Annotated in this window: 21 protein-coding genes and 2 tRNA genes; 14 read left to right on the forward strand and 9 right to left on the reverse strand. The window is 66.0% G+C overall.

Annotation, left to right across the window (positions count from 1 at the left end):
- Nucleotides 1-112 precede the first annotated feature (112 nt).
- On the reverse strand, nucleotides 113-295 hold the full coding sequence (locus RXV95_RS13555) for a Flp family type IVb pilin (protein ID WP_338466564.1): 183 nt from the start codon (nucleotides 293-295) through the stop codon (nucleotides 113-115).
- Between the two features lie 320 nt (nucleotides 296-615).
- Between RXV95_RS13555 and RXV95_RS13560 the strand changes: the two genes are divergently transcribed.
- Entirely contained in the window at nucleotides 616-1,653 is a 1,038-nt protein-coding gene (locus RXV95_RS13560; RefSeq protein ID WP_338466565.1) for an HWE histidine kinase domain-containing protein, read from the forward strand.
- Nucleotides 1,654-1,681: 28 nt separating this feature from the next.
- Here RXV95_RS13560 and RXV95_RS13565 read toward each other — a convergent pair.
- Nucleotides 1,682-1,757, reverse strand: a tRNA-Ala gene (locus RXV95_RS13565).
- A gap of 190 nt (nucleotides 1,758-1,947) precedes the next feature.
- Nucleotides 1,948-2,265 carry an FYDLN acid domain-containing protein gene (locus RXV95_RS13570; RefSeq protein WP_338466566.1) on the reverse strand — a complete coding sequence of 106 codons (318 nt, stop codon included), beginning with the start codon at nucleotides 2,263-2,265 and terminating at the stop codon, nucleotides 1,948-1,950.
- Between the two features lie 211 nt (nucleotides 2,266-2,476).
- On the opposite strand from RXV95_RS13570, the gene aroA reads away from it, so the two are divergent.
- Genes aroA through RXV95_RS13585 form a run of 3 tightly spaced genes read left to right on the forward strand, consistent with a single transcriptional unit; the run spans nucleotide 2,477 to nucleotide 4,694 of the window.
- A complete protein-coding gene (gene aroA / locus RXV95_RS13575) occupies nucleotides 2,477-3,826 on the forward strand; it encodes a 3-phosphoshikimate 1-carboxyvinyltransferase (protein WP_338466567.1) in 1,350 nt (449 codons plus the stop codon).
- Nucleotides 3,823-4,077: a permease gene (locus tag RXV95_RS13580; RefSeq protein ID WP_338466568.1), complete on the forward strand. Its 255-nt coding sequence runs from the start codon at nucleotides 3,823-3,825 to the stop codon at nucleotides 4,075-4,077. Before aroA ends, RXV95_RS13580 begins: the two co-directional genes overlap by 4 nt.
- The gene (locus tag RXV95_RS13585) at nucleotides 4,074-4,694 is read left to right on the forward strand and encodes a d(CMP) kinase (protein WP_338466569.1); all 621 of its coding nucleotides are present in this window, start codon (nucleotides 4,074-4,076) and stop codon (nucleotides 4,692-4,694) included. The genes RXV95_RS13580 and RXV95_RS13585 overlap by 4 nt, the downstream gene beginning before the upstream one ends.
- Before the next feature lie 69 nt (nucleotides 4,695-4,763).
- On the opposite strand, the gene RXV95_RS13590 is transcribed toward RXV95_RS13585, so the two are convergent.
- On the reverse strand, nucleotides 4,764-5,234 hold the full coding sequence (locus RXV95_RS13590; RefSeq protein WP_338466570.1) for a peptidylprolyl isomerase: 471 nt from the start codon (nucleotides 5,232-5,234) through the stop codon (nucleotides 4,764-4,766).
- A 229-nt stretch (nucleotides 5,235-5,463) separates the two neighbouring features.
- On the opposite strand from RXV95_RS13590, the gene mgtE reads away from it, so the two are divergent.
- Genes mgtE through RXV95_RS13605 form a run of 3 tightly spaced genes read left to right on the forward strand, consistent with a single transcriptional unit; the run spans nucleotide 5,464 to nucleotide 8,233 of the window.
- The gene (gene mgtE, locus RXV95_RS13595; protein WP_338468571.1) at nucleotides 5,464-6,855 is read left to right on the forward strand and encodes a magnesium transporter; all 1,392 of its coding nucleotides are present in this window, start codon (nucleotides 5,464-5,466) and stop codon (nucleotides 6,853-6,855) included.
- 34 nt (nucleotides 6,856-6,889) lie between these two features.
- The gene (locus RXV95_RS13600) at nucleotides 6,890-7,285 is read left to right on the forward strand and encodes a DUF1489 domain-containing protein (protein WP_338466571.1); all 396 of its coding nucleotides are present in this window, start codon (nucleotides 6,890-6,892) and stop codon (nucleotides 7,283-7,285) included.
- Between the two features lie 42 nt (nucleotides 7,286-7,327).
- Nucleotides 7,328-8,233 (forward strand): acyl-CoA thioesterase II, encoded by a 906-nt coding sequence (locus tag RXV95_RS13605; RefSeq protein ID WP_338466572.1) that lies wholly within the window; start codon nucleotides 7,328-7,330, stop codon nucleotides 8,231-8,233.
- An 11-nt stretch (nucleotides 8,234-8,244) separates the two neighbouring features.
- On the opposite strand, the gene RXV95_RS13610 is transcribed toward RXV95_RS13605, so the two are convergent.
- Together RXV95_RS13610 and uvrC are read right to left on the reverse strand one after the other, a co-directional pair.
- Nucleotides 8,245-8,943: a CDP-alcohol phosphatidyltransferase family protein gene (locus RXV95_RS13610; RefSeq protein WP_338466573.1), complete on the reverse strand. Its 699-nt coding sequence runs from the start codon at nucleotides 8,941-8,943 to the stop codon at nucleotides 8,245-8,247.
- 176 nt (nucleotides 8,944-9,119) lie between these two features.
- Nucleotides 9,120-11,063, reverse strand: a complete 1,944-nt coding sequence (uvrC, locus tag RXV95_RS13615) for an excinuclease ABC subunit UvrC (protein ID WP_338466574.1) — start codon at nucleotides 11,061-11,063, stop codon at nucleotides 9,120-9,122.
- Between the two features lie 126 nt (nucleotides 11,064-11,189).
- Between uvrC and RXV95_RS13620 the strand changes: the two genes are divergently transcribed.
- Nucleotides 11,190-12,650 (forward strand): CHAD domain-containing protein, encoded by a 1,461-nt coding sequence (locus RXV95_RS13620; protein ID WP_338466575.1) that lies wholly within the window; start codon nucleotides 11,190-11,192, stop codon nucleotides 12,648-12,650.
- Between the two features lie 14 nt (nucleotides 12,651-12,664).
- On the opposite strand, the gene RXV95_RS13625 is transcribed toward RXV95_RS13620, so the two are convergent.
- Entirely contained in the window at nucleotides 12,665-15,139 is a 2,475-nt protein-coding gene (locus RXV95_RS13625; protein ID WP_338466576.1) for a TonB-dependent receptor plug domain-containing protein, read from the reverse strand.
- A gap of 357 nt (nucleotides 15,140-15,496) precedes the next feature.
- Here RXV95_RS13625 and infA point away from each other — a divergent pair, with 357 nt between their 5' ends.
- The 6 genes from infA (at nucleotide 15,497) to RXV95_RS13655 (ending at nucleotide 18,795) form a co-directional block, all read left to right on the forward strand.
- Nucleotides 15,497-15,742, forward strand: coding sequence for a translation initiation factor IF-1 (gene infA / locus RXV95_RS13630; protein WP_041550738.1), 246 nt, complete (start codon nucleotides 15,497-15,499; stop codon nucleotides 15,740-15,742).
- Nucleotides 15,743-15,759: 17 nt separating this feature from the next.
- Complete coding sequence (locus RXV95_RS13635) at nucleotides 15,760-16,362, forward strand: Maf family nucleotide pyrophosphatase (protein WP_338466577.1); 603 nt, start codon at nucleotides 15,760-15,762, stop codon at nucleotides 16,360-16,362.
- The gene (locus RXV95_RS13640) at nucleotides 16,355-17,356 is read left to right on the forward strand and encodes a ribonuclease E/G (protein WP_338466578.1); all 1,002 of its coding nucleotides are present in this window, start codon (nucleotides 16,355-16,357) and stop codon (nucleotides 17,354-17,356) included. The genes RXV95_RS13635 and RXV95_RS13640 overlap by 8 nt, the downstream gene beginning before the upstream one ends.
- Nucleotides 17,353-17,529, forward strand: a complete 177-nt coding sequence (yacG, locus tag RXV95_RS13645) for a DNA gyrase inhibitor YacG (protein WP_338466579.1) — start codon at nucleotides 17,353-17,355, stop codon at nucleotides 17,527-17,529. Before RXV95_RS13640 ends, yacG begins: the two co-directional genes overlap by 4 nt.
- 115 nt (nucleotides 17,530-17,644) lie before the next feature.
- Nucleotides 17,645-17,720 (forward strand) — tRNA-Phe (locus RXV95_RS13650).
- 19 nt (nucleotides 17,721-17,739) lie between these two features.
- On the forward strand, nucleotides 17,740-18,795 hold the full coding sequence (locus RXV95_RS13655; RefSeq protein ID WP_338466580.1) for a PLP-dependent cysteine synthase family protein: 1,056 nt from the start codon (nucleotides 17,740-17,742) through the stop codon (nucleotides 18,793-18,795).
- On the opposite strand, the gene RXV95_RS13660 is transcribed toward RXV95_RS13655, so the two are convergent.
- Nucleotides 18,792-19,256 carry a low molecular weight protein-tyrosine-phosphatase gene (locus tag RXV95_RS13660; RefSeq protein ID WP_338466581.1) on the reverse strand — a complete coding sequence of 155 codons (465 nt, stop codon included), beginning with the start codon at nucleotides 19,254-19,256 and terminating at the stop codon, nucleotides 18,792-18,794. The genes RXV95_RS13655 and RXV95_RS13660 overlap by 4 nt on opposite strands.
- Nucleotides 19,253-20,269 carry an ACP S-malonyltransferase gene (locus RXV95_RS13665; protein ID WP_338466582.1) on the reverse strand — a complete coding sequence of 339 codons (1,017 nt, stop codon included), beginning with the start codon at nucleotides 20,267-20,269 and terminating at the stop codon, nucleotides 19,253-19,255. Before RXV95_RS13665 ends, RXV95_RS13660 begins: the two co-directional genes overlap by 4 nt.
- Nucleotides 20,270-20,363: the final 94 nt, after the last annotated feature.

The raw sequence follows: 20,363 nt of genomic DNA on the forward strand, positions 1-20,363 counted from the left end.
GGTGTCCGTCAATCGCACCGCGGCGGACGCCGGGTTCCACGGCGACCCGCAACAGAAAGGGGCCGGAAAGCAATGCGCTTTCCGGCCCCCGTCGTGTCAGATCAGACGCTGCTTAGAGCGTGCCGTCCTGGGCGTTGTCCATCTTGCCCGAAACGGTCTGGAAGGTGTTCTTCACCGAGTTGCCGAGCGAACCCATCGCGACGGTCGCGGCAACGGCGATCAGGGCGGCGATCAGGCCGTATTCGATCGCGGTGGCGCCTTCATTGTCCTTAAGCAGGTCACGGAAAAACTTCATGGTCGGTCTCCTGTTTTGTCCCCCGCCCGCCAGGGAACCCCGGCGGGACGTGGATCGGGCTAAGCCCTAACCCCTAAGCCGAAGTTAATGGTTGCATCGGAAATCATCTGGGGCGAATAGCGGCACCGTGCCCGCCGTGGATGGATGACGACTGCGCCGGGCACAGGATGCGCGGCGGGTGGAGTCGCGCCCCGCGCGTCCACGACTTATCAATCTCTTTGAGAAACAACCGGTATGGACAGAACTGCCGAGTTCCCTAGACTCGCCAGTCAACACACACCCCCCGGAAAAAAGAGCCGGGTCGCAGGGGGCGGAATACAATGATGCAGTCGGGGATGGCGCACGCACTGGTCGTGCGCGAACGCGGTCTTGCCAAACAAATCACAATCGCGGTGTTGCTGGTCTGCGGTTCCACATTCCTGCGGTTCTTCATCGATCATGGAAGGCTGGGCGTGCAATTCGTTTCGGTCTTTCCGGCCATCCTGCTTGCTTCGCTGCTGCTTGACCGGATCTTCACCGTGCTGGTCGCCATCGGCGCGGTCGCGCTGGCCCAGTGGCTGCTGGTCGGGGAGCGATGGTTCACGCGGGTGGATGCCGAACATGTGTTCGTGGCCGGGATCTTCTTTGCATCGCTGGCGATCATCGTGGTCGCCGGACACTCGCTTCGCGCGGTGTTGCGGCGGCTGGACGTTCTTACCGCACAGCAGGACCGGCTGAACGACGAACTGCGCGAACGTGCGCGCGACAGCCTGGGCATGATCCGCTCGGTCGTAGCCTCGGTGCCGCAGGATCTGCCGCAGGACACCGTCCGGCGCGAGATCCTGTTGCGCATAGAAGCGATGGCCTCCGCGTGCGAGATGCTCAATGCCGACGATGCGCAATTGTGCCGGCTGCCGGACGGATTGCGCAACAACCTGGCCCCGCTCAACCGCGACGGACGAATCGCGCTGGACGGGCCGGATTGCACGTTGGACCTGCGCAGTGCGGTTGCGCTCAATTCCGCGATCCACCGGCTCGCGGCCGAATCGGCCCAGCGCGGCGCGCTCGCGTTGCTTGACGGCTCGGTCCACGTCGGCTGGACGATCCGCGCGCGCGGCGATCTGGCGGTGCGCTGGACGGAAGCGGGCCGACAGGCCGCGGGACGATGCCGCGATGCGGGGCCGCTTCTGGCCCAGTTCCCCAGCGTGCTGACCGCGGATTTCGAGGAATTGCGCGACGGCCTTGCCTGCAACCTCCTGGTCCGGCGCGCCGTCACGTCAACGCGCATCTCCGAATCCGGGACAAAAGCTCCCGGCGCGCGCAGCAAGGCGGCCGATCGGCAAAAGCTTGTCTTCGAGGCCACCCGCACCAACGGGTGAACAATCTTTTGAATGGATATTCGGTGGATGGTGGAGCCGAGGGGGATCGAACCCCTGACCTCTACAATGCCATTGTAGCGCTCTCCCAGCTGAGCTACGGCCCCATATTCCATCTCGCATGCCCTGGGAGGCATGCCGGCCCGGCGAATGGCGACTTCGTCACCGCGTCGGGAAGCGGCCCTTTAGTCGAAGGGCCGCGATACTGGCAAGCGGCTTTTTCGCATCACCTGCCGATTATTTGCCTTCCAACCGGCCACGCGGCGCCCGCGATGCGCGGGCCCCGCGTGTGTCCGGTCAGGTATCGTCCTTGTCGTCGTCGTCGCCGGCCGAAACGCCCAGATCGTCGTCACCGCCAAGGTCGACATCGTTATCGGGCGAATCGCCGTCCTCGTCGATGTCCAGATCGTCATCGGCCAGATCTTCGTCCGATTCCTTCTTCTTGTCCTTCTGGACTTCCTCATAGGGAATCGGCTGCTTGGACTTCAGCACCGGCTCGGGATGCCAGGCATGGCCGCACTCGACGCATGTGACCGGGTCATCCTTGCCCAGGTCGTAGAAACGGGTGCCGCACTTCGGACAGGTGTGCTTGGCGCCCCACTCTGGCTTGACCATGAAATTTCCTCGTCTGCGCCCGCGAACCGGGAAGGCGGCGGGCGGAAAAAACTTTCGCGTTGATGGTGATGCCGGGCCGGCTTGGCAAGACCTGATCGCAAGCCTTGGTCCGGGCGCCGGTATCGTGCGCGGCGCGCGCCTTGCCATAGGAGGCCCGCGCTGTCAAAAGCCGCGCGCATTTCACCCCCGCGCGTAACGGAAGCCCAGACCTTTGAGCACGACCGATTCCCCGCAGCCACGCCCGCGCCGCTTTGCCGCATCAGGGCCGCTGACCGGACGCATCCGCGTGCCGGGCGACAAGTCGATCAGCCACCGGTCGCTTATGCTGGGCGCGCTGGCGGTGGGCGAGACGCGCGTGGCCGGCCTGCTTGAGGGTGAGGACGTGCTGGCGACCGCTGCCGCCATGCGCGCGATGGGCGCGCAGATCGAACGGCGCGGCGATGGGGAATGGCGCATCCACGGCGTTGGCGTTGGCGGATTGATGCAGCCCGCCGGCGCTCTCGACATGGGCAATTCGGGCACGTCGACGCGCCTGTTGATGGGCCTTCTTGCCAGCCACCCGTTGACCGCGACCTTCATTGGCGATGCCAGCCTGTCGAAGCGCCCCATGGGGCGGGTGACAGAGCCGCTCAGCCGCATGGGCGCGGATTTCACAGGCGCCCCCGGTGGCCGGCTGCCGCTGACGCTGCGCGGCCTTTCGCCCGCGGTGCCGATCGAATACCGCCTGCCGGTCGCCAGCGCCCAGGTGAAAAGCGCGGTTCTTCTGGCAGGGCTCAACACGCCGGGCATCACCACGGTGATCGAGCCTGTGCCCACGCGCGACCATTCCGAACGGATGCTGCGCGGCTTCGGCGCACACCTTGAAGTAGAGCGCGATGCGGACGGTGCCCGCGTGATTCGGCTGACCGGCGAGGCCGAGCTGCGTGCGCAGGACATCGTGGTGCCGGGCGATCCTTCGTCCGCCGCCTTCTTCGCCGTTGCCGCGCTGCTGGTGCCGGGCAGCGACCTGACCATAGAGAATGTCGGCCTCAACCCCACGCGCGCCGCGTTGTTCGATGTGCTGCGTGCGATGGGCGGCAACATCGAAGAGATCGACCGGCGCGACGTGGGCGGCGAACCGGTGGCGGACCTGCACGTGCGCCATTCGGTGCTGACGGGGATAGAGGTCGATCCGGCGGTGGTGCCCAGCATGGTGGACGAATTCCCCGTTCTGTTCGTCGCCGCGTCGCTCGCGCAGGGCCGCACGGTAACGCGCGGGCTGGAGGAACTGCGCGTCAAGGAATCGGACCGGATCGCGGTCATGCGCGCGGCGCTTGACCTTGCCGGTGCGCGCGTTACCGAGACCGAGGACGGGTTGATTATCGATGGAACAGGTGGCGATCCGCTGCACGGCGGCAGCAATCGGCCTGTGCCGACGCACCTCGATCACCGCATCGCGATGAGCATGGCCGTGGCAGGGCTTGCCAGTGCGAACGGCGTTGAGGTTGACGATACGCGCCCCATCGCCACCAGCTTCCCCACGTTCGAAAGCCTGATCGACCAGGCGGTCACGGCATCATGATCCAGATTGCCGCCAACGCCGCCGGGTTCACGGGGATGGCCTGCATCATCTTCGCCTATGCCTATGTGACGAAGCAGGATCGGCCCAATCCGTTCATCCAGCACGGCGTGAACCTTGCAGGCGCGATGCTGCTTACCCTCTCCCTGCTGGTGAACCTCAACCCCGCATCGCTGACGTTGGAATTCTTCTGGGCCACTATCGCGATCTGGGGACTGGCCAAGGCCGTCCGGGCGCGGAAAGGCGCGTCGTGATCATCGCGGTCGACGGTCCCACCGCATCGGGCAAGGGCACGATTGCCAAGGCGCTGGCCGCGCATTTCGGCCTGCCGCATCTGGACACGGGCCTTCTCTACCGGGCCGTGGGGCGTCAGGTGTTCCTGAACGGCGGCAACCCGGACGACCCGGACGATGCGCTTGCCGCCTGTTCCTTCCCCGACAGTCTGCTGGACGATCCCGAACTGCGCAGCGAAGCAAGCGGCAGCCTTGCCAGCCGGTCGTCGGTCCACCCGGCGGTGCGGAAGGCGCTTTATGACCGCCAGCGTGCGTTCGCCATGCAACCCGGCGGTGCGGTCCTCGACGGGCGCGATATCGGCACGGTGATCGCGCCGGAGGCTGACGCCAAGCTCTTCGTTATCGCCAGCGTGGAAGCGCGCGCGAAGCGGCGCTGGCTGGAAATGCAATCGCAGGGCCGCGACGTGGCGCTGGATGCCATCGAAGAAGACCTGCGGATTCGCGACGCGCGCGATTCGGGCCGCAAGAATGCGCCGCTGCGTGCCGCAGACGATGCCGTCACGCTCGATACGTCGGACATGGATCGCGATCAGGCGATCGCCGCCGCCATCGCGCTGGTCGAAGCCAGACGGGCGTAACGGGCAGCCCAAAAGGAAAAGGGGCCGCGAAGCGCGACCCCTCCCCTTATCCTGCAATGGTGAAGCGGATCAGCCTTCGCTGATCGTCGCCTTCACGATCTTGCCGGGGTTTGCCGGCGGCTCGCCCTTGGGCAGCGCGTCCACGTTTTCCATGCCTTCGACGACCTGGCCCCAGACGGTGTACTGGCGATCGAGGAAGGTCGCATCGTCGAACACGATGAAGAACTGGCTGTTGGCCGAGTGCGGTGCGCTGGTGCGCGCCATCGAGCATACGCCGCGCACATGCGGCTCTTCATTGAACTCGGCCTTGAGGTCGGGCTTGGACGAACCGCCCATGCCCGTGCCGTTGGGGCAGCCGCCCTGCGCCATGAAGCCGGGGATCACGCGGTGGAACTTGATACCGTCGTAAAAGCCTTCGTTGGTCAGTTCCTTGATCCGCTCGACATGGCCCGGCGCGAGATCGGGGCGCAGTTTGATCTTCACGTCGCCGCCCTGGCCATTGCCGGCATCGAGCGTGAGGGTCAGGAATTCGTCGGCCATCAAAATTCTCCTCATGGTGCCGGCACAGGCCGGCCATCCTGTAAATGCCGGCAAGGGCCGGCGGGGGCCGGGGCAGCACCCGGATCACGCCGCCGATATAGGGTCTTGCGCAACAAAGTCACCGCCTGATGCCCGAACCCGGTTGCTTTTGCTTGTCAGCCGCCTATCCCCGCCTGCGATGAGCGAACGCGAGGAAGAAGGGGTCGGCGTGCTGGCCGACGGGGGCGAGATGCCGCCGGCGGACGACCAGCAGCGCAACTCCGAAAGCCTTGACGAGGAAAACACGCTCAAGGCCTCGTTCGTGCGCAAGGTAGTCGAAGCGCTCGAAGAAGGTGACACCGGCGCGGTCTACGACCTTGTGGAGCCGCTCCACCCCGCCGACATCGCGGACCTGTTCGAACTGGTAGAGGCGGACGAACGTCCGGCACTTGCCCGCGCGATCACCGACCTGATGAGCAGCGAGGTGATCGCCGAGCTCAACGACCACGTGCGCGAACTGCTGGTCGAATCGCTGCCCGCCGGCATGGTCGCCGACATCGCCGAGCAGCTGGAGACCGACGACGCGGTCGCCATGCTGGAAGACCTCGACGAGGAAGACCAGCAGGCCGTCCTGGCCGAGATGGAGCCGGAAGACCGCGCGGCGATCGAAACCGCGCTATCCTATCCGGAGGAAACCGCCGGCCGCCTGATGCAGCGCGACCTGATCGCGGTGCCAGAACACCTGACTGTCGGCGACCTGATCGATTACCTGCGCGAAAACGCGGACCTGACGACGGAGTTCTGGGAAGTCTTCATCGTCGATCCCGCGCATCGCCCGGTCGGCACCTGCCAGCTTTCGTGGGTTCTGCGCACACCGCGACACATCGCGCTGGCGGACGTGATGAAGCGCGACCAGACGCTGATCCCGGTAGAGATGGACCAGGAGGAAGTCGCCCTGCGCTTCCAGAAATACGCGCTGATCTCTGCCGCCGTGGTGGACGAAAGCGGGCGGCTGGTCGGCCAGATCACGGTCGACGACGTGGTCCACATCATCCAGGAAGAGGCGAGCGAGGATATCCTGCGCCTGTCAGGTGCGGGCGACGGCGACATCAACGAACCGATCATGCTGACCGTGCGCACCCGGCTGACCTGGCTGGTGGTGAACCTTGGCACGGCGGTCATCGCCTCGTCGGTGGTCGGGCTGTTCCAGGGCGCGATCGCGAAATTCGCGCTGCTCGCGGTGCTGATGCCAATCGTTTCCGGCATGGGGGGCAACGCGGGGACGCAGACGCTGGCCGTCGTCGTGCGCGCGCTCGCCACCAACCAGCTGACCAGTTCCAACACACTGCGAATGATCGCCCGCGAACTGCGCATCGCCATCGCCAACGGCGCCACGCTGGGCGTGCTGATCGGCGGGGCGACCGCGCTGCTGTTCCATAACCCGCTGCTGGGCGCGGTGATCGGAAGCGCGATGGTCATCAACAACCTGACCGCGGGGCTTGCGGGTATCGCCGTTCCAGTCACGCTGGACCGGTTGAAGATAGATCCGGCGGTATCGTCGGCGGTCTTCGTGACCACCGCGACAGACGTGATGGGGTTCTTCTCTTTCCTTGGCCTTGCCGTACTGACGGGACTGGCATGATTGCACCGCTGCCGCGCCGCCCTATCTAGGGCACATGCCGCTGCACATGACCAAGGTCGCCTACGGGGCGCAATCGCTGGAGGAAGTCCACGGCTGGTTCAAGGCGCGTGGCGACACGGCGCGACTCACAACGCGCTATCTGCCCAAGCGGCATGAAGAGATGGTCGGCGGATCGCTGTTCTGGATCTTGAAGCACCAGCTTGTCGCCCGAAGCGAAATCCTTGGCTTCGAGGAAGCCGAAGGCGGCCGCACGCACATCGTGATCTCCACGAAGCTGATCGACGTCCGGCCCAAACCCAAGCGCGCGCACCAGGGCTGGCGCTACCTGGAAGACAAGGATGCCCCGACCGACCTTGCCGACGGCGCGCAGGGAGACGACGTGTTGCCCGGCGGACTGGCAAGCGAGCTTGCGCGGCTGGGCCTCGTCTAGGCGGAGTTGACGTTTACGTAAAGGAGATGCATGGGCCTTGCCATGAGCGAAGACCCCACGCGCCCCGACCAGACGCCGCGCCAACTTGTAGACGACCTGATCCACCTGCTTGAAGTGCAGGTGACGGGCGAGGACACGTTTCTTGGCCGCAAGAAGCCCGATGGCGTGGGCCGCGTGTTCGGCGGCCAGGTGATCGCCCAGGCGCTCGCCTCTGCCGAAACAACGGTCGACCCGGCCCGCCCCGCACACTCTCTCCACGCCTATTTCCTGCGCGGGGGCAGCGAAGGAATCGACATCGATTACCGCGTGGAACGCGATTTCGACGGCGGCAGCTTTTCCAACCGCCGCGTCGTGGCAAGCCAGCAGGGCCGCCCGATCCTGAACCTTACCGCCAGCTTCCAGCGGCACGAGGACGGGCTGCACCATGCCGACGCACCGATGCCGGACGTGCCCCCGCCCGACGATCTTGAACCGGAGGCCGAAGTGCGCCGGCGCTTTGCCGAGCAGGCCCGGCCCGAAGCACGGCACCATTTCCTCAGCCCGCGTCCCATCGAAATGCGCGCGGTCGAGGGACGGCACTGGCTGAACGAAGGCCCGGCCGCGCCCGTCTCGCATTCGTGGTTCCGCACTGTCGCGCCCCTGCCCGACGATCCGCGCATTCATCGTGCGGTCCTGGCCTATGCCAGCGACATGAGCCTGCTGGGAACATGCGCCCTGCCCCACGGCCTTTCATGGGCGCGCGGCGAGATCATCAGCGCCAGCCTGGATCACGCCTTGTGGTTCCACGAACCGTTCCGCGCCGACGAATGGCTGCTTTATGCCACCGATTCGCCGTGGAGCGGGAATGGGCGCGGGTTCAACCGGGGGCGCGTGTTCACGCGCGACGGACGCCTTGTAGCCAGCGTGGCGCAGGAAGGGATGATCCGGCGCGCGAAGGCGAAGGACTGAACGCGCCGCGATCAGTCCTTGCGGTTGTTGCGGGGCGGCTCTTCCACCGCCAGACGGCTCGCGATGCGGGCGGTCTGCACGATGAAGAACACGATCAGCAGCAGCCCCACACCGCCGACGAAAAGATCGAACCATGAAAGCCCCGCGATCACGCCCTGTTCCGGTCCCACCGCCATCATGGAGAAGGTGAGCGCCAGCAGGACGAAGCGCAGTTCGGTCGGCCCGGCATAGGCATAGGACAGCTTCATCTCGCCCAGCACGCGGACCGACAGGAACGCGTGGATCGACAACAGCAGGTATCCGGTCAGCGCGACCAGCGCGACGGAAAGCTGCACGTATGGGCTGAACCCGATCCCCGCGACAACCAGGGTGGTCGCCAGACCATCGCAACTATGATCGAGGAAATAGCCATAGCGCGGCCGCTCGATCTTGCGGAAGCGCGCAAGGCTGCCGTCCATCGAATCGCCAAACCATTGCACGAAATATCCGGCGACGGAGAGCCACAGCCATTCGGCGCCAAGGTTGCTGGTGACATAACCGGCGAACACCGCCAGCGCGCCGACCATGCCGATCGCGGTAAGCATGTCTGGCGTCACCCATCGGGGCATTCGCGCGCATAACCAGTTGAGCAAGCGTCGTTCCTGCGCCGCAAGGAGGTTTTCCTGAATTCGGTTTATCTGCCTTGCGTTATCGCCGTGAAGTGTCGCCATGCCAGCCCTTGCATCCGGGACCAGCCCCGCCATCCGGTCTTCGGATGGGGTCCGCCCCTCGCAAGCCTTGTTGCATAATTATTGCAAAAGTCCATGATTTGCCGCTGGAATGGACATTTAGATTGATCTGCCCGTTGCAGCCTGCCCGCTAACGGTCGCCCAACCCGGCAGCCGCTTCACCCGCCCGGATGATAGAAATCATACACTGTTTGCGCCACCGCCGCGCTCACGCCCGGTGCGCGTTTCAGGTCGTCCAGTGCCGCCGCCCTCACCTTGCCAGCCGTGCCGAAATGCAGCAGCAGCGCGCGCTTGCGCGCCGGGCCGATGCCCGGAATCTCGTCCAGCGGGCTGGCCGTGATCGCGCGGCTGCGCTTTGCGCGGTGCGCGCCGATCGCATAGCGGTGCACCTCGTCGCGCAGGTTCTGCAAATGGAACAATAGCGGGGAATTTACCGGCAGCGTCTTTTCGCGCCCGTCGGGAAAATGGAATACCTCGCGTCCCTCGCGCCCGTGATGCGGCCCCTTTGCGATGGCGATCAGCGGCACGTCCTCGATTCCCATTTCCTCCAGCGTCTCGCGCGCGGCCGTCATCTGCCCCTTGCCGCCATCGATCAGGACAAGGTCGGGCCACATGCCGCTGTCCCGGTCGGGATCTTCCTCTGCCGCGCGGGCGAAGCGGCGCTGGAACACCTCGCGCATCATGCCGAAATCGTCGTTGGTCTGCGCGCGCTTGATGTTCCATTTGCGGTACTGGCCCTTCACGAAGCCCTCCGGCCCCGCGACGATCATCGCGCCCAGTGCCTGCGCGCCCTGGATGTGGCTGTTGTCGTAAACCTCGATCCGTTCGGGCGGCTCGGCCAGTTCAAGGAACTCCGCCAGATCGCGGTTGATCTTCGCCTTCGTGCCACTTTCCACCAGCCGCCGGTCAAGCGCCTCCACCGCGTTTCGCGATGCCTGCTCCACCAGCCGCCGCCGGTCGCCGCGCTGCCCCTGCGCGATTTCCACCTTGCCGCCGGCCAGTTCTCCCAGCGCTTCGGCCAGAAGGTCGCCTTCGGGCAGTTCCCGGTCGACCAGCACGGTGCGCGCGGGCGGCACTTCTTCATAGAACTGGGCAAGGAAGCTGGTCAGCACGGCGGCCTCGTCCAGCCCGTCGGTATGCGTGGGAAAGAACGCGCGGTGCCCCCAGTTCTGGCCGCCGCGAATGAAGAATGCCTGGATGCCGTATTGCCCGCCCTTGGCGGCGATGGCGAACACATCCGCATTCTGCAACGCGCCCGCGTTGATCGCCTGGCTTCCCTGGATGAAGGTCGCCGCCCGCAACCGGTCACGCAGCATCGCCGCGCGCTCGAAGTCCAGGTCTTCGGCGGCCTTGCCCATCTGCGCTTCCAACTCGCGCTGCACGTTTGACGACTTTCCGCCCAGGAAATCCTTCGCCTGGCGCACCAGTTCGGCATAGCCCGTTTCGTCGATCCGTCCGACGCAGGGGGCCGAGCAACGCTTTATCTGGTAAAGCAGGCAGGGCCGGTCGCGCCGCGAAAAGAAGCTGTCGGTGCAACTGCGCAGCAGGAACAGTTTCTGCAACGCGTTGATCGTCGTGTTGACCGACCCGGCGCTGGCGAAGGGGCCGTAATAGCTGCCCTTCGCCTTGCGCGCGCCGCGATGCTTCATGATGCGCGGGAAAGCGTGATCCGCGCGCAGCAGGATAAAGGGGAAGCTCTTGTCGTCGCGCAGAAGCACATTGTAGGGCGGGCGGAAGCGCTTGATCAGCTGCGCTTCCAGAAGCAGCGCCTCGGCCTCGCTGTTGGTGGTGACGATCGTCATCGAGCGCGTCTGGCTCACCATGCGCTTCAGCCGGTTGGAAAGCCGGTCCACCTGCACATAATTCGCCACGCGGTTCTTCAGCGCACGCGCCTTGCCGACATAAAGTACATCACCGCGCGCGTCGCACATCCGATAAACGCCGGGGCGCGGCTTCAGCGTCTTCAACGTATCGCGGATTGCCGCGATGCCAGCTTCGATATCGGGCTGGTCCGATCCGCGCAGGGTCAGGCTCGCGCGGTCCTCGTTGAACCGTTCGGCGCCTTTCGGATGGTCTGGAGTTCCGGCGGGAGTGCGGGCCATGCTTGCCAGATAGTCGCAGACGTCCCGTTTTGGGAGCCCCTCAATCCACCGCAGTCTGTCGCCTTGCCATGCCCATGCGTTACAGTAAGCTTTTGCGGGCGGACGCCATTGGGGGGCTTCTGGGCCATGGCCGTCGAGATCGAACTCAAGCTTGCCATTGCGCCGGACGCGGCGGCGCGGCTTTCGCGCGCGTCTTTCCTTGGCAAGCCGCAGCGCACGCGCCACCTTGCCGCGACCTATTACGATACGCCTTCGCAGTCGCTGCGTACCGCCGGATTCAGCCTGCGCGTGCGGCGCGAGGATCATGCGCTGGTGCAAACGGTGAAGCGTGCGAACGGCGCCGGCGCCGGGCTGATGAAGCGCGGCGAATGGGATATACCGCTGGACGCGCCCACGCCCGTTATCGACGCGCGCACCGGTGTTCCCGACCTGTTAGAACGCTCAGGCGAAGATCTGCTGCCGCAGTTTACCGTAACCGTCAGGCGCGAACTGCGCAATCTGCCGCTGACCGACGGGGGCAGCGTGGAAGTCGCGCTCGATACCGGGGTTGCCGAAGCGGACGAACGCGAGGATCACTTCGCCGAGATCGAGCTGGAGCTTCGCAAGGGCGATCCCGCGGGGCTGTTCGCCCTCGCCCGGCAGGTTGACCGTGTGGTGCCCGCGCGGCTTGGCGTCACCACCAAGGCCGGGCGCGGCTGGCGCCTGCTCGGCCCGATGGCGAATGCGGTGCGGACGGACCCGCCGACGCTCGACCCCGCGATGCCGGTGCGCGATGCCTTTACCGCGATCGCAAGCGCCTGCATCGCGCAATACCGCGCCAACGAGGATATCCTGCTCGACCGGCATTCGCCCGAAGCCGTCCATCAGGCGCGCATCGCGCTGCGCCGTTTGCGCGCGGCGCTGCGCGCGTTCCGCCCGATCCTGCCCGGTCCGGACGCGGCCAGGCTGGACCGGCGGCTGCGCAGCCTTGCCGTCGCGCTGGGCAAGGTGCGCGACCTTGACGTGATGGTCGCACAAGTGCCGCGCGGTCCGTTGCGCAAGCGGATGAAGGCGGCGCGTGTGGCGGCCTGGGCGCATTTGCGCCGCAGGCTGGGGGCAAAGCACACGCGCGCGCTGTTGCTGGATCTTGCCGAGTGGCTGGAATGCGGCGCGTGGCGCAGCCATCCGGCGACGCTGACCGCGCGCGAGGCGCCGCTGGAACCGTTCGCGGCGCATTCGCTGGACCGCCTGCTGCGCAAGGTGCGACGGCACGGCAAGCATCTGAAAACGGCCGATGACGAAGCGCGTCACCGCCTGCGCAAGGACGCCAAGAAGCTGCGCTACAATGCCGAAGCGTTCGGTCCGATGCTCACGGGCAAACAGCACAGAAAGGCACACAAGGCGTTCTTCAAGGCACTGAAGGTGCTTCAGGATGATCTGGGCGCGCTTAACGACGTGCGCGTGGCGACCGAATGGCTGCGGGCGCAGGGGTTGCTGGATTTACCCGAAGCGCAGGCGTGGCTTTCCGCTATGCACAAGCGCCATTTGATCGGAAAAGCGGGCAAGGCCCGCCATGCGCTGCTGGCAATAGAGCCATTCTGGCGCTGACTGCGCGGGGCGCGTCAGAAGCGTTTGCGGAAATCGATTGTGATCACGCGCCCGCGCGGATTTTCGTATCCGGGCTGATAGCGCAGTGGCACCGCACCGGTGCCGTCCGTTACCTTCTGTTGTCCGTCGAACACGTTTTCGATCTTGAACAGCAAGCGGCTGTTCCTGAGGAACGGCACCGCCTTGATCACACCGGCCTGCCGGTCGAGATCGACAAACAGGCGCGCGTTGAACGTGGCGATCGGCGCGAAGTCCAGCCGGGTCGATCCGGGCAGCCCGCTTGCGTCGATGTGGCTGGCGCCGGTGTAGTTGCCGGAAAGGCGGAAACCGAAACCGCGATAGAACGCGCCGCCTTCCATCGTGACCGAACTGCGCGCGACGCTGCCGCTGATCGCATCGCCGCCCAGCAGGTCCAGCACCGGCCCGCCCGCCGCAAGTTGCGCGGTCTGGGTGAAGCGGACCGTCTGATAGGCGGACAGGTTCCAGCGCCCCTTGCCGTCGCCCCTGCGCCCGCGCCGCCCGCCGCCCTTGCCGCCGCGCTTCGCCGCCGGATCGGCCTTGCCGAACCGCCCGCCGATGTTGAAACCGTAACGCAGGCGCGATCCGCGCTCTTGCGCGAAAGTTACCGGCCGTTCGTCTATCGACACGATCTGCCCGCCCGCATCGCGCACCACGCGCCCCGGAAAGGCCGCTTCGACATCGGGCGTCAACAACGGGAAGGCGTTGGTGGTGTTCGACGAGTGGTTGCGAAAGTATTCGACGATGAGGTTCGACCTGTCGAGCACCGGCAAGTCCCACGTAAGGCCGAACTTCCAGTCGCGCTGTTTCTCCTTCAGCAATTGCGGATTTCCGCCGGTCGTCACCGTGGCCAGCACCGTCTGCCCGGTCGAAAAATCGTAAACCGCAACGCCCGGCGTCACCGTTACCGGCCCGCCCAGATCCGAAAGGCCCGGTGCCTTGTCTTCTGCGATGTAACTTGCCTGGAACGACAGGCGCGGGGTCATGCCCCAGGTCAGCCCCGCTCCGTAACTGTATAGCGTGCCGAAGTCCGACAGGCTGTGAACGCTTCCGTTGAAGTTGAGCGAGACATCGCCCAGCGCCGCGCCGAAATCGTTGCGGCGGCTGGTGATCGGGATGGCGATGTTGCCGCCTGCCTGCACGTCCCCGCGCAGCAGGTGCAACTGTCCGGCTGCCGTGCGCGAATCGCTGCTGGTGATGTCCGAATAGGCATAGCCGGTCTTCAGCGTCAGCGTCGTTTCACCGCCGGGCAGCAACAGCGGCTTGCCGGTCAGCGTGACAAGGCTGGTCGCGCTGTCCGAATTGCTTTTCGCGGTGTCGGGCGCGAACGTCGCGATACCGCTTGCCGGCAAGGCGCCATCAATCGGCAGAGTGCCGGCTGCCGCCGTCGCGGCAAGCGCGGAGAGATCGGCCTGCCGGTCTGTCGTGCTGCGCGTATCGGTGTGGGTATAGTCCGCCGTTGCCGAAAGTTGCCACTTGCCTAGCGGAAGGTTCAGCGAAGCGCCCGCCTGCGCCGTGGTGGTGCGGGTAAAGTTGGTGAGCGGACGGGGCGAAAGCGTGGTGCGTGTCTCGCTGTTTCCGGCCGGATCGGTCAGCACCGCGGTGTTGAGGCCGTTCAGGCTGCGCGCGTCGCTGCGGGTCAGCGCGCCGTTGAAGCTGATCGATCCACCGATGCCATCCTTGCCCAGCCCTTTCGCCCAGTTGGCGTTGAGCGAATAGGATTTGCTGTCCGAAATCAGCGTGTTGTACGCTGCCGGATCGGGATCGCCATTCACCGTGGGCGCGCTGGCCGCCGGAACCGCGATGCCGCGTTCCGCCTCTGTCAGCGGCGACGTATCGTTCAGCTTGGCCTTGATGTTCAGCCGGGCGCCGTTGTCGATTCGCGCGATGCGGGTTTCCAGTTCCAGGTCATGGAACCCGCCCTGCGTGGGAACCCCGTATTCGACCCCCGCATCCTGACTGGCGAAGTGATCCTTCAGGATGAAGTTCACCACGCGCTGGTTCGGCGCATAACCGTATCTTAGCGCAACTTCCTCGGGCAGCACTTCCACCCGGCGAATCGCCTCGGGCGGAAAATCGCGCAACTCGCGGAAGCTGGAGATGCGCTGGCCGTTCAGCAGGATGACCGGTGCGCCATCACCCCGGCCCCGGCCAGACGCCGTTTGCGGCGAAAGCTGGGAAAGCAGGTCGGCGATAGAGGTCGCGCCATAGGCGGCGATGTCTTCCTCGTTCAGTTCCAGGACGGGCGCCTGCGGTGCCTGGACCTGCCCCTTTATCCGCCCGGCGATGACCACGATCTGCCCGGCTTCCTGCTGAATGATTGTGGCATCCCCATCGTCCCGATCGACCAGAATGGGCGACGGTTGCGCGCCTTGCCCCGCCGCGCTTGCAGCCTGCGCGAATGCCGGTGTTGCAGGGCTGACCAGGGCCAGCACCACGAGGCTGGCAGAAGGGTGGGACTTGAAGGACATTGTCTTCCTGTTCGGCACGGCACGAAGCGAGGCCGGCGTGCGCCCGTGGGCGCATGGCGGCTTTCGCCACGCAGGAGATGGCGCGGCGGCCATGGCCGGGGCAATCCGCAATGCGTATCAATTTGTCGCGCGCAGTCGTGCCCTGTTACCCACTTGCGCCTCCGCATTTTCGTCGCGCGCCATTCGCCCCCGCGCCGTTCAAAGGCAGCACGGGCCGAAATCCCATAGCAACCAGAGCAGGCTTTTCTTTTGTGCTGCCGCCCGCTATGGCGCGCATCGCGTGCAACCGGCGGTTGTGCGGCCGGATTATTGCGCGCAACAACCGCGCGTTCTTGCAAGGGACAAAGCACGGCGCCGATGGCGAAAGAAGAACTCCTGGAAATGCGCGGCACAGTGGTCGAACTGCTGCCCAACGCGATGTTCCGCGTCCGCCTGGAAAACGATCACGAAATCCTGGGCCACACCGCCGGCAAGATGCGCAAGAACCGCATCCGCGTTCTTGTGGGTGACGAAGTGCTGGTCGAACTGACGCCGTATGACCTGACGAAGGGCCGGATCACCTATCGCTTCATGCCCGGCCGCGGCGGTCCCGGCGGCTTCTGAGCCGCGCCGACGCGACGATGGGCGAAAGCGCGCCCGCTCCCGAACGCCCCGCACTGGTGCTTGCGTCTGCCAGTCCGCGCCGCCGCGAGCTGCTGGCGCGTCTTGGCGTCACGCCGGACCGTGTGCTGGCCACCGATATCGACGAAAGCCCGCTGAAAGGCGAACTTCCGCGCGGCCACGCGGTGCGACTGGCGGCGGAAAAAGCGCGCGCGGCGGCAACACAGGCGCCGGGTGCGATCGTGCTGGCAGGCGATACCGTGGTCGGCGCGGGGCGGCGAATCCTGCCGAAGGCCGAGGACGAGGCGACCGCGCGCGATTGCCTGGCGCTGCTTTCGGGCCGCCGCCACCGCGTATATTCCGCCATCGCCGTTATCACGCCCGACGGAACCCTGCGCGAAGCGCTGTCGGAAACGGTCGTGCGCTTCAAGCGGCTGACGCCTGACGAAATCGACGGATATATCGCCGGGGGCGAATGGCACGGCAAGGCGGGCGGCTATGCCATACAGGGCAGCGCCGAAGGGTTCTGCGCATGGCTTGCCGGCAGCCATTCGGGCGTTGTCGGCCTGCCGCTTTACGAAACGCGCCGCCTGCTGCTGGCGGCGGGAGTGAAACTTGCCTGAATCGGCACGTCCCGTGTGGCTGGTGGAAGAAGGAATCGGCGAAACCCGCGCGATCCTTGTGGAAGACGGCGCGATCCGCGCGGCCCGCGTAGAATGGGACACGCGGCTGCGCGCGGGGCTTGTGGCCGAAGCTCAACTGGTTTCGCGCCGCGCCGGATCTAAGCGCGGCACCGTGCGGCTGCCCGACGGGACAGAGGCGCTGGCCGACGCACTCGGCCCCGAAGCGACCGAAGGCACGACGCTGACCGTGCGCGTCACCCGCAGCCCGATAACCGAACGGGGGCGCTCGAAGCTTGCCCACGTGCGGCCCGCGCCGGGTGAACAGCCGCGCGCGGCGCCCCCGCTTGCCGATGCGCTTGCCGCCGATGGCACGCCGGTCGTCAGGGCCGCTCCCGGCGACAGCCGGTTCGACCGGGCGGGGTGGGACGAGATCGTGGAAGAGGCGCTGTGGGGAGAGATTGCCTTTCCCGGCGGCGCGCTGCTGGTCAGCCCGACGCCGGCGATGACCCTGATCGACATCGACGGGGACGATGCGCCGCGCCAGCTTGCGCTTGCGGCGGTGCCCGCCATCGCAGCCACGCTTGCGCGGCTGGACCTGGGCGGTTCGGTCGGGATCGATTTTCCCTCGCTCGCGGAAAAGAAGGACCGGCAGGCGGTGGATGCGGCACTGGCCGATGCGCTTTCCGGATGGCGCGGGGAACGCACGGCGATGAACGGGTTCGGCTTCGTCCAGCTCGTCTCGCGGTTCGAACGGCCCAGTATCGTCCAGCTCTATTCGCGCAAGCCTTCCGCCGCCGCGCGCATCCTGATGCGCCGGGCGGAACGCGTGCGCGAACCGGGGGCCTTGCTGCTTGTCGCGCATCCCGCCGTGCGCCACATGGTGAAGCCCGAATGGGAAGCCATGCTTGCCAACCGGACCGGGCGCGGAATCGTGTGGCGGGACGATCCGGGCCTTGCACTCACCGCCGCATTCGCGCAGGCCATCGCGCCATGACCGCGAAGACCGAAAAGACCCGCAAGTGCCCGATCTGCGGCAAGCCGCGCAGCGCGGAACACACCCCGTTCTGCTCCGCCCGCTGCCGCGACCGCGACCTGGTTCGCTGGCTGGACGATGGATATGCCCTTCCCGGCCCGCCGGCCATCGATGAAGAGGAAGGGCGCGGCTGACTTGGCGGAACACGCAAAAAGGGGGTGGACAGATCGGGCGCGTCTCGCCATAGGCGCGCTTCCAACCGCTCGCCGGTCTGCGTACAATCGTGCGAGGGACCGTCGCCGCAGCGATGCCCGGGTAGCTCAGTTGGTAGAGCACATGACTGAAAATCATGGTGTCGGTGGTTCGATTCCGCCCCCGGGCACCACTCCTTTGCGGGGAGTGCGATGAACAATCTCAGGGAATGGACGAACGAGGCGATCCGCAAGATCGATGCGGATTTCACACGTTCTGCCGAAACGCATCTGGTTCGCGTGGAAATGCCCCGGTTTCCCGACATCACGCTGTATCTGAAGGACGAATCGAGCCATCCCACGGGCAGCCTGAAGCATCGCCTTGCCCGGTCGTTGATCCTGTATGCCCTGTGCAACCAGAAGGTCGGGCCGGATTCCACGCTGATAGAGGCGACCAGCGGATCGACCGCGGTTTCCGAAGCCTATTTCGCAAAGCTGATCGGCCTTCCCTTCATCGCCGTCGCGCCGAAAACGGTCTCGCCATCGAAGATAGAGGCGATCCGGTTCTATGGCGGCAACGTGCACCTGGTGGACGATCCGGGCACCGTTTATGCAGAGGCGGAACGGCTGGCGCGCGAGACCGGCGGCTATTACCTCGACCAGTTCACGTTCGCCGAACGCGCGACCGACTGGCGCGGCAACAACAACATCGCGGACAGCCTGTTCAGCCAGATGCGGCGTGAGGAACATCCCGTGCCGACGTGGATCGTGTGCGGCGCGGGAACGGGCGGCACGTCCGCCACCATCGGGCGCTATATCCGCTATGCCCGGCACGATACCCGGCTGTGCGTGGCCGATCCGGAAGGGTCCGTGTTCCATCGCCATTTCGCGGACCGCGCGGTGCGCACGCTGGACGGCGGGTGCAAATCGTGCATCGAGGGGATCGGCCGCCCGCGCGTGGAACCCTCGTTCGTGCCCGAAGTGATCGACCGGATGATGGCGGTGCCCGACGCGGCCAGCGTGGGCGCGATGCGCGCGCTTTCGCGCAAGATCGGGCGGCGCGTGGGCGGCTCTACCGGAACCAACATCGTCGGCTGCATGGCGCTGGTGGAAGAAATGGCGGCCGCCGGGCATTCCGGCTCAGTCGTCACGATCCTGTGCGATGCGGGCGAACGCTATGCGGCAAGCTATTACAACGACGAATGGCTGGAAGCGCGCGGCATAGACTGGCGCGCAGAGGAAGAACGGATTTTCGCGCTGCTGACCTAACGCGCCAGCCGCTCGATCAGGAACGCCGACGCCCGCACGACATCGTTCCATGCGGTGCGAAAGTCGTCCTCGTCGCCGAAATAGGGATCGGCAACAGCCGTGCCTTCGCGGCCGGGCACCAGGTCCATCAGCAGTTCCAGCCGCGATTGTTCGCGCGCGGGAGCAATGACCTTCAGATCGCGCAGGTTCTGCAGGTCGAGCGCAAGGATATGGTCGAACCGCAGGAAATCGTGCGGCGTCACCTGCCGGGCGCGATAGCCGGCGATGTCTATGCCGTGTTCGCGCGCCACCAGCTGCGCCCGCGGATCGGGCGGGCGGCCGATATGCCAGTCCCCCGTCCCGGCGCTGTCCACGTCAATCGCAATCCCCGCATCGTGCGAGGCCTTGCGCAGCGCTCCTTCCGCCATCGGAGAGCGACAGATGTTGCCAAGGCACACGAACAGGACGGATGGACGGGTCATACGCAAACGATCTCCCGCTGGCCGGGCCGGCCCAGCGCATGCAGAAGTGCATCGTCCGCCTGTCTTTCCATGAAGGCCGGTTTGCCGGTGATTCCCTGCCATTGCAATGCGACCAGCACCTGCCCGATCGCGCCGCCCAGCGTCTCGCCGGGGCCGAGCAGCACGATCCGGTCTGGCGCGAATTCGCGGATCGCGACGGTCATTGCCAGCGTGAAATCATAGGTGTCGAGGATCTGCGCGCCGAAGGTATAGTCCCACAACGCTCGCGTATCGGTGGAGAACCTGCGCCAGATCGCACCGCGCCCGTCGATCAGAGGAATGTGCGGCTGGCTGAACCATTCGTGTGGCAACATGGCCCGCGCAGCTTTGGCGCTGCCCGCCATCAGCGGCGTGTGGAATGGGCCGTTGCCGGGCAGGCGCATCGGATCGCGCGGGAGGTGCGGCAAGTCCTTTTCCAACGCGTCGAGCGCGGGCGGCGCACCCGCGACAACCAGCATCCCGCCCAGCCGGATGGAAGGCAGCGCGCCATGCTTCGCGCAAGCCGCCTCGACCGCGCGGGCCAGCGCGGGATCGACGCGCCATTCTTCGTCCGCCAGCACCAGAACGGCCTGCCCGCCCGCTTCGTGACGCTGCGAATTGACGCCCATCGCATCGGCAATGGCAAAGCCGTGCTCACCTGAAACCGCACCCGCGCAAGCAAGCGCGGAGTACCAGCCCATCGAGTTTCCGGTGACCGCCACCACATCGAACCGGTCACGGTCGAGGCTGAGGAAATCAAGATAGCTGGCCGCATAGATCAGCGGCGCGGCCACGTCCCCGCGCGTGTGGAGCGCGGGCGAAAACCGTGCCGCACCGTCCAGCGCGGTCAGCGTTTCAGCCCCTTTTCCGACGCGCATCGCATCGAACCGCGCCAGTTCGGGCCGCGCGGCGTGGTGGCGCGCCAGATAGCCGAGGTCCGGCGCGTTGTAGGTGCCGCGTCCGGGGCAGACGACAAGGACGGATTCCTTAGCCATCAAATCGCCCCTCTCGCTTGCGGGAGGGAACGGAGTGGACCTGCGCGACCGATCCGCTTTGCGCGATCCTTGCGGATCGCGTGCCCACCCCTAA

It is taken from the genome of Novosphingobium sp. ZN18A2, from assembly GCF_036784765.1.
Classification (GTDB): Bacteria; Pseudomonadota; Alphaproteobacteria; order Sphingomonadales; family Sphingomonadaceae; genus Novosphingobium.

Excerpts from the sequence above, each read along its gene's own strand:
- RXV95_RS13555 (WP_338466564.1), bottom strand. The coding sequence starts at position 295 with ATGAAGTTTTTCCGTGACCTGCTTAAGGACAATGAAGGCGCCACCGCG.
- RXV95_RS13560 (WP_338466565.1), top strand. The coding sequence starts at position 616 with ATGATGCAGTCGGGGATGGCGCACGCACTGGTCGTGCGCGAACGCGGT.
- RXV95_RS13570 (WP_338466566.1), bottom strand. The coding sequence starts at position 2,265 with ATGGTCAAGCCAGAGTGGGGCGCCAAGCACACCTGTCCGAAGTGCGGC.
- RXV95_RS13580 (WP_338466568.1), top strand. The coding sequence starts at position 3,823 with ATGATCCAGATTGCCGCCAACGCCGCCGGGTTCACGGGGATGGCCTGC.
- RXV95_RS13590 (WP_338466570.1), bottom strand. The coding sequence starts at position 5,234 with ATGGCCGACGAATTCCTGACCCTCACGCTCGATGCCGGCAATGGCCAG.
- mgtE (WP_338468571.1), top strand. The coding sequence starts at position 5,464 with ATGCCGCCGGCGGACGACCAGCAGCGCAACTCCGAAAGCCTTGACGAG.
- RXV95_RS13600 (WP_338466571.1), top strand. The coding sequence starts at position 6,890 with ATGCCGCTGCACATGACCAAGGTCGCCTACGGGGCGCAATCGCTGGAG.
- RXV95_RS13605 (WP_338466572.1), top strand. The coding sequence starts at position 7,328 with ATGAGCGAAGACCCCACGCGCCCCGACCAGACGCCGCGCCAACTTGTA.
- RXV95_RS13610 (WP_338466573.1), bottom strand. The coding sequence starts at position 8,943 with ATGGCGACACTTCACGGCGATAACGCAAGGCAGATAAACCGAATTCAG.
- uvrC (WP_338466574.1), bottom strand. The coding sequence starts at position 11,063 with ATGGCCCGCACTCCCGCCGGAACTCCAGACCATCCGAAAGGCGCCGAA.
- RXV95_RS13620 (WP_338466575.1), top strand. The coding sequence starts at position 11,190 with ATGGCCGTCGAGATCGAACTCAAGCTTGCCATTGCGCCGGACGCGGCG.
- RXV95_RS13625 (WP_338466576.1), bottom strand. The coding sequence starts at position 15,139 with ATGTCCTTCAAGTCCCACCCTTCTGCCAGCCTCGTGGTGCTGGCCCTG.
- infA (WP_041550738.1), top strand. The coding sequence starts at position 15,497 with ATGGCGAAAGAAGAACTCCTGGAAATGCGCGGCACAGTGGTCGAACTG.
- RXV95_RS13635 (WP_338466577.1), top strand. The coding sequence starts at position 15,760 with ATGGGCGAAAGCGCGCCCGCTCCCGAACGCCCCGCACTGGTGCTTGCG.
- yacG (WP_338466579.1), top strand. The coding sequence starts at position 17,353 with ATGACCGCGAAGACCGAAAAGACCCGCAAGTGCCCGATCTGCGGCAAG.
- RXV95_RS13655 (WP_338466580.1), top strand. The coding sequence starts at position 17,740 with ATGAACAATCTCAGGGAATGGACGAACGAGGCGATCCGCAAGATCGAT.
- RXV95_RS13660 (WP_338466581.1), bottom strand. The coding sequence starts at position 19,256 with ATGACCCGTCCATCCGTCCTGTTCGTGTGCCTTGGCAACATCTGTCGC.
- RXV95_RS13665 (WP_338466582.1), bottom strand. The coding sequence starts at position 20,269 with ATGGCTAAGGAATCCGTCCTTGTCGTCTGCCCCGGACGCGGCACCTAC.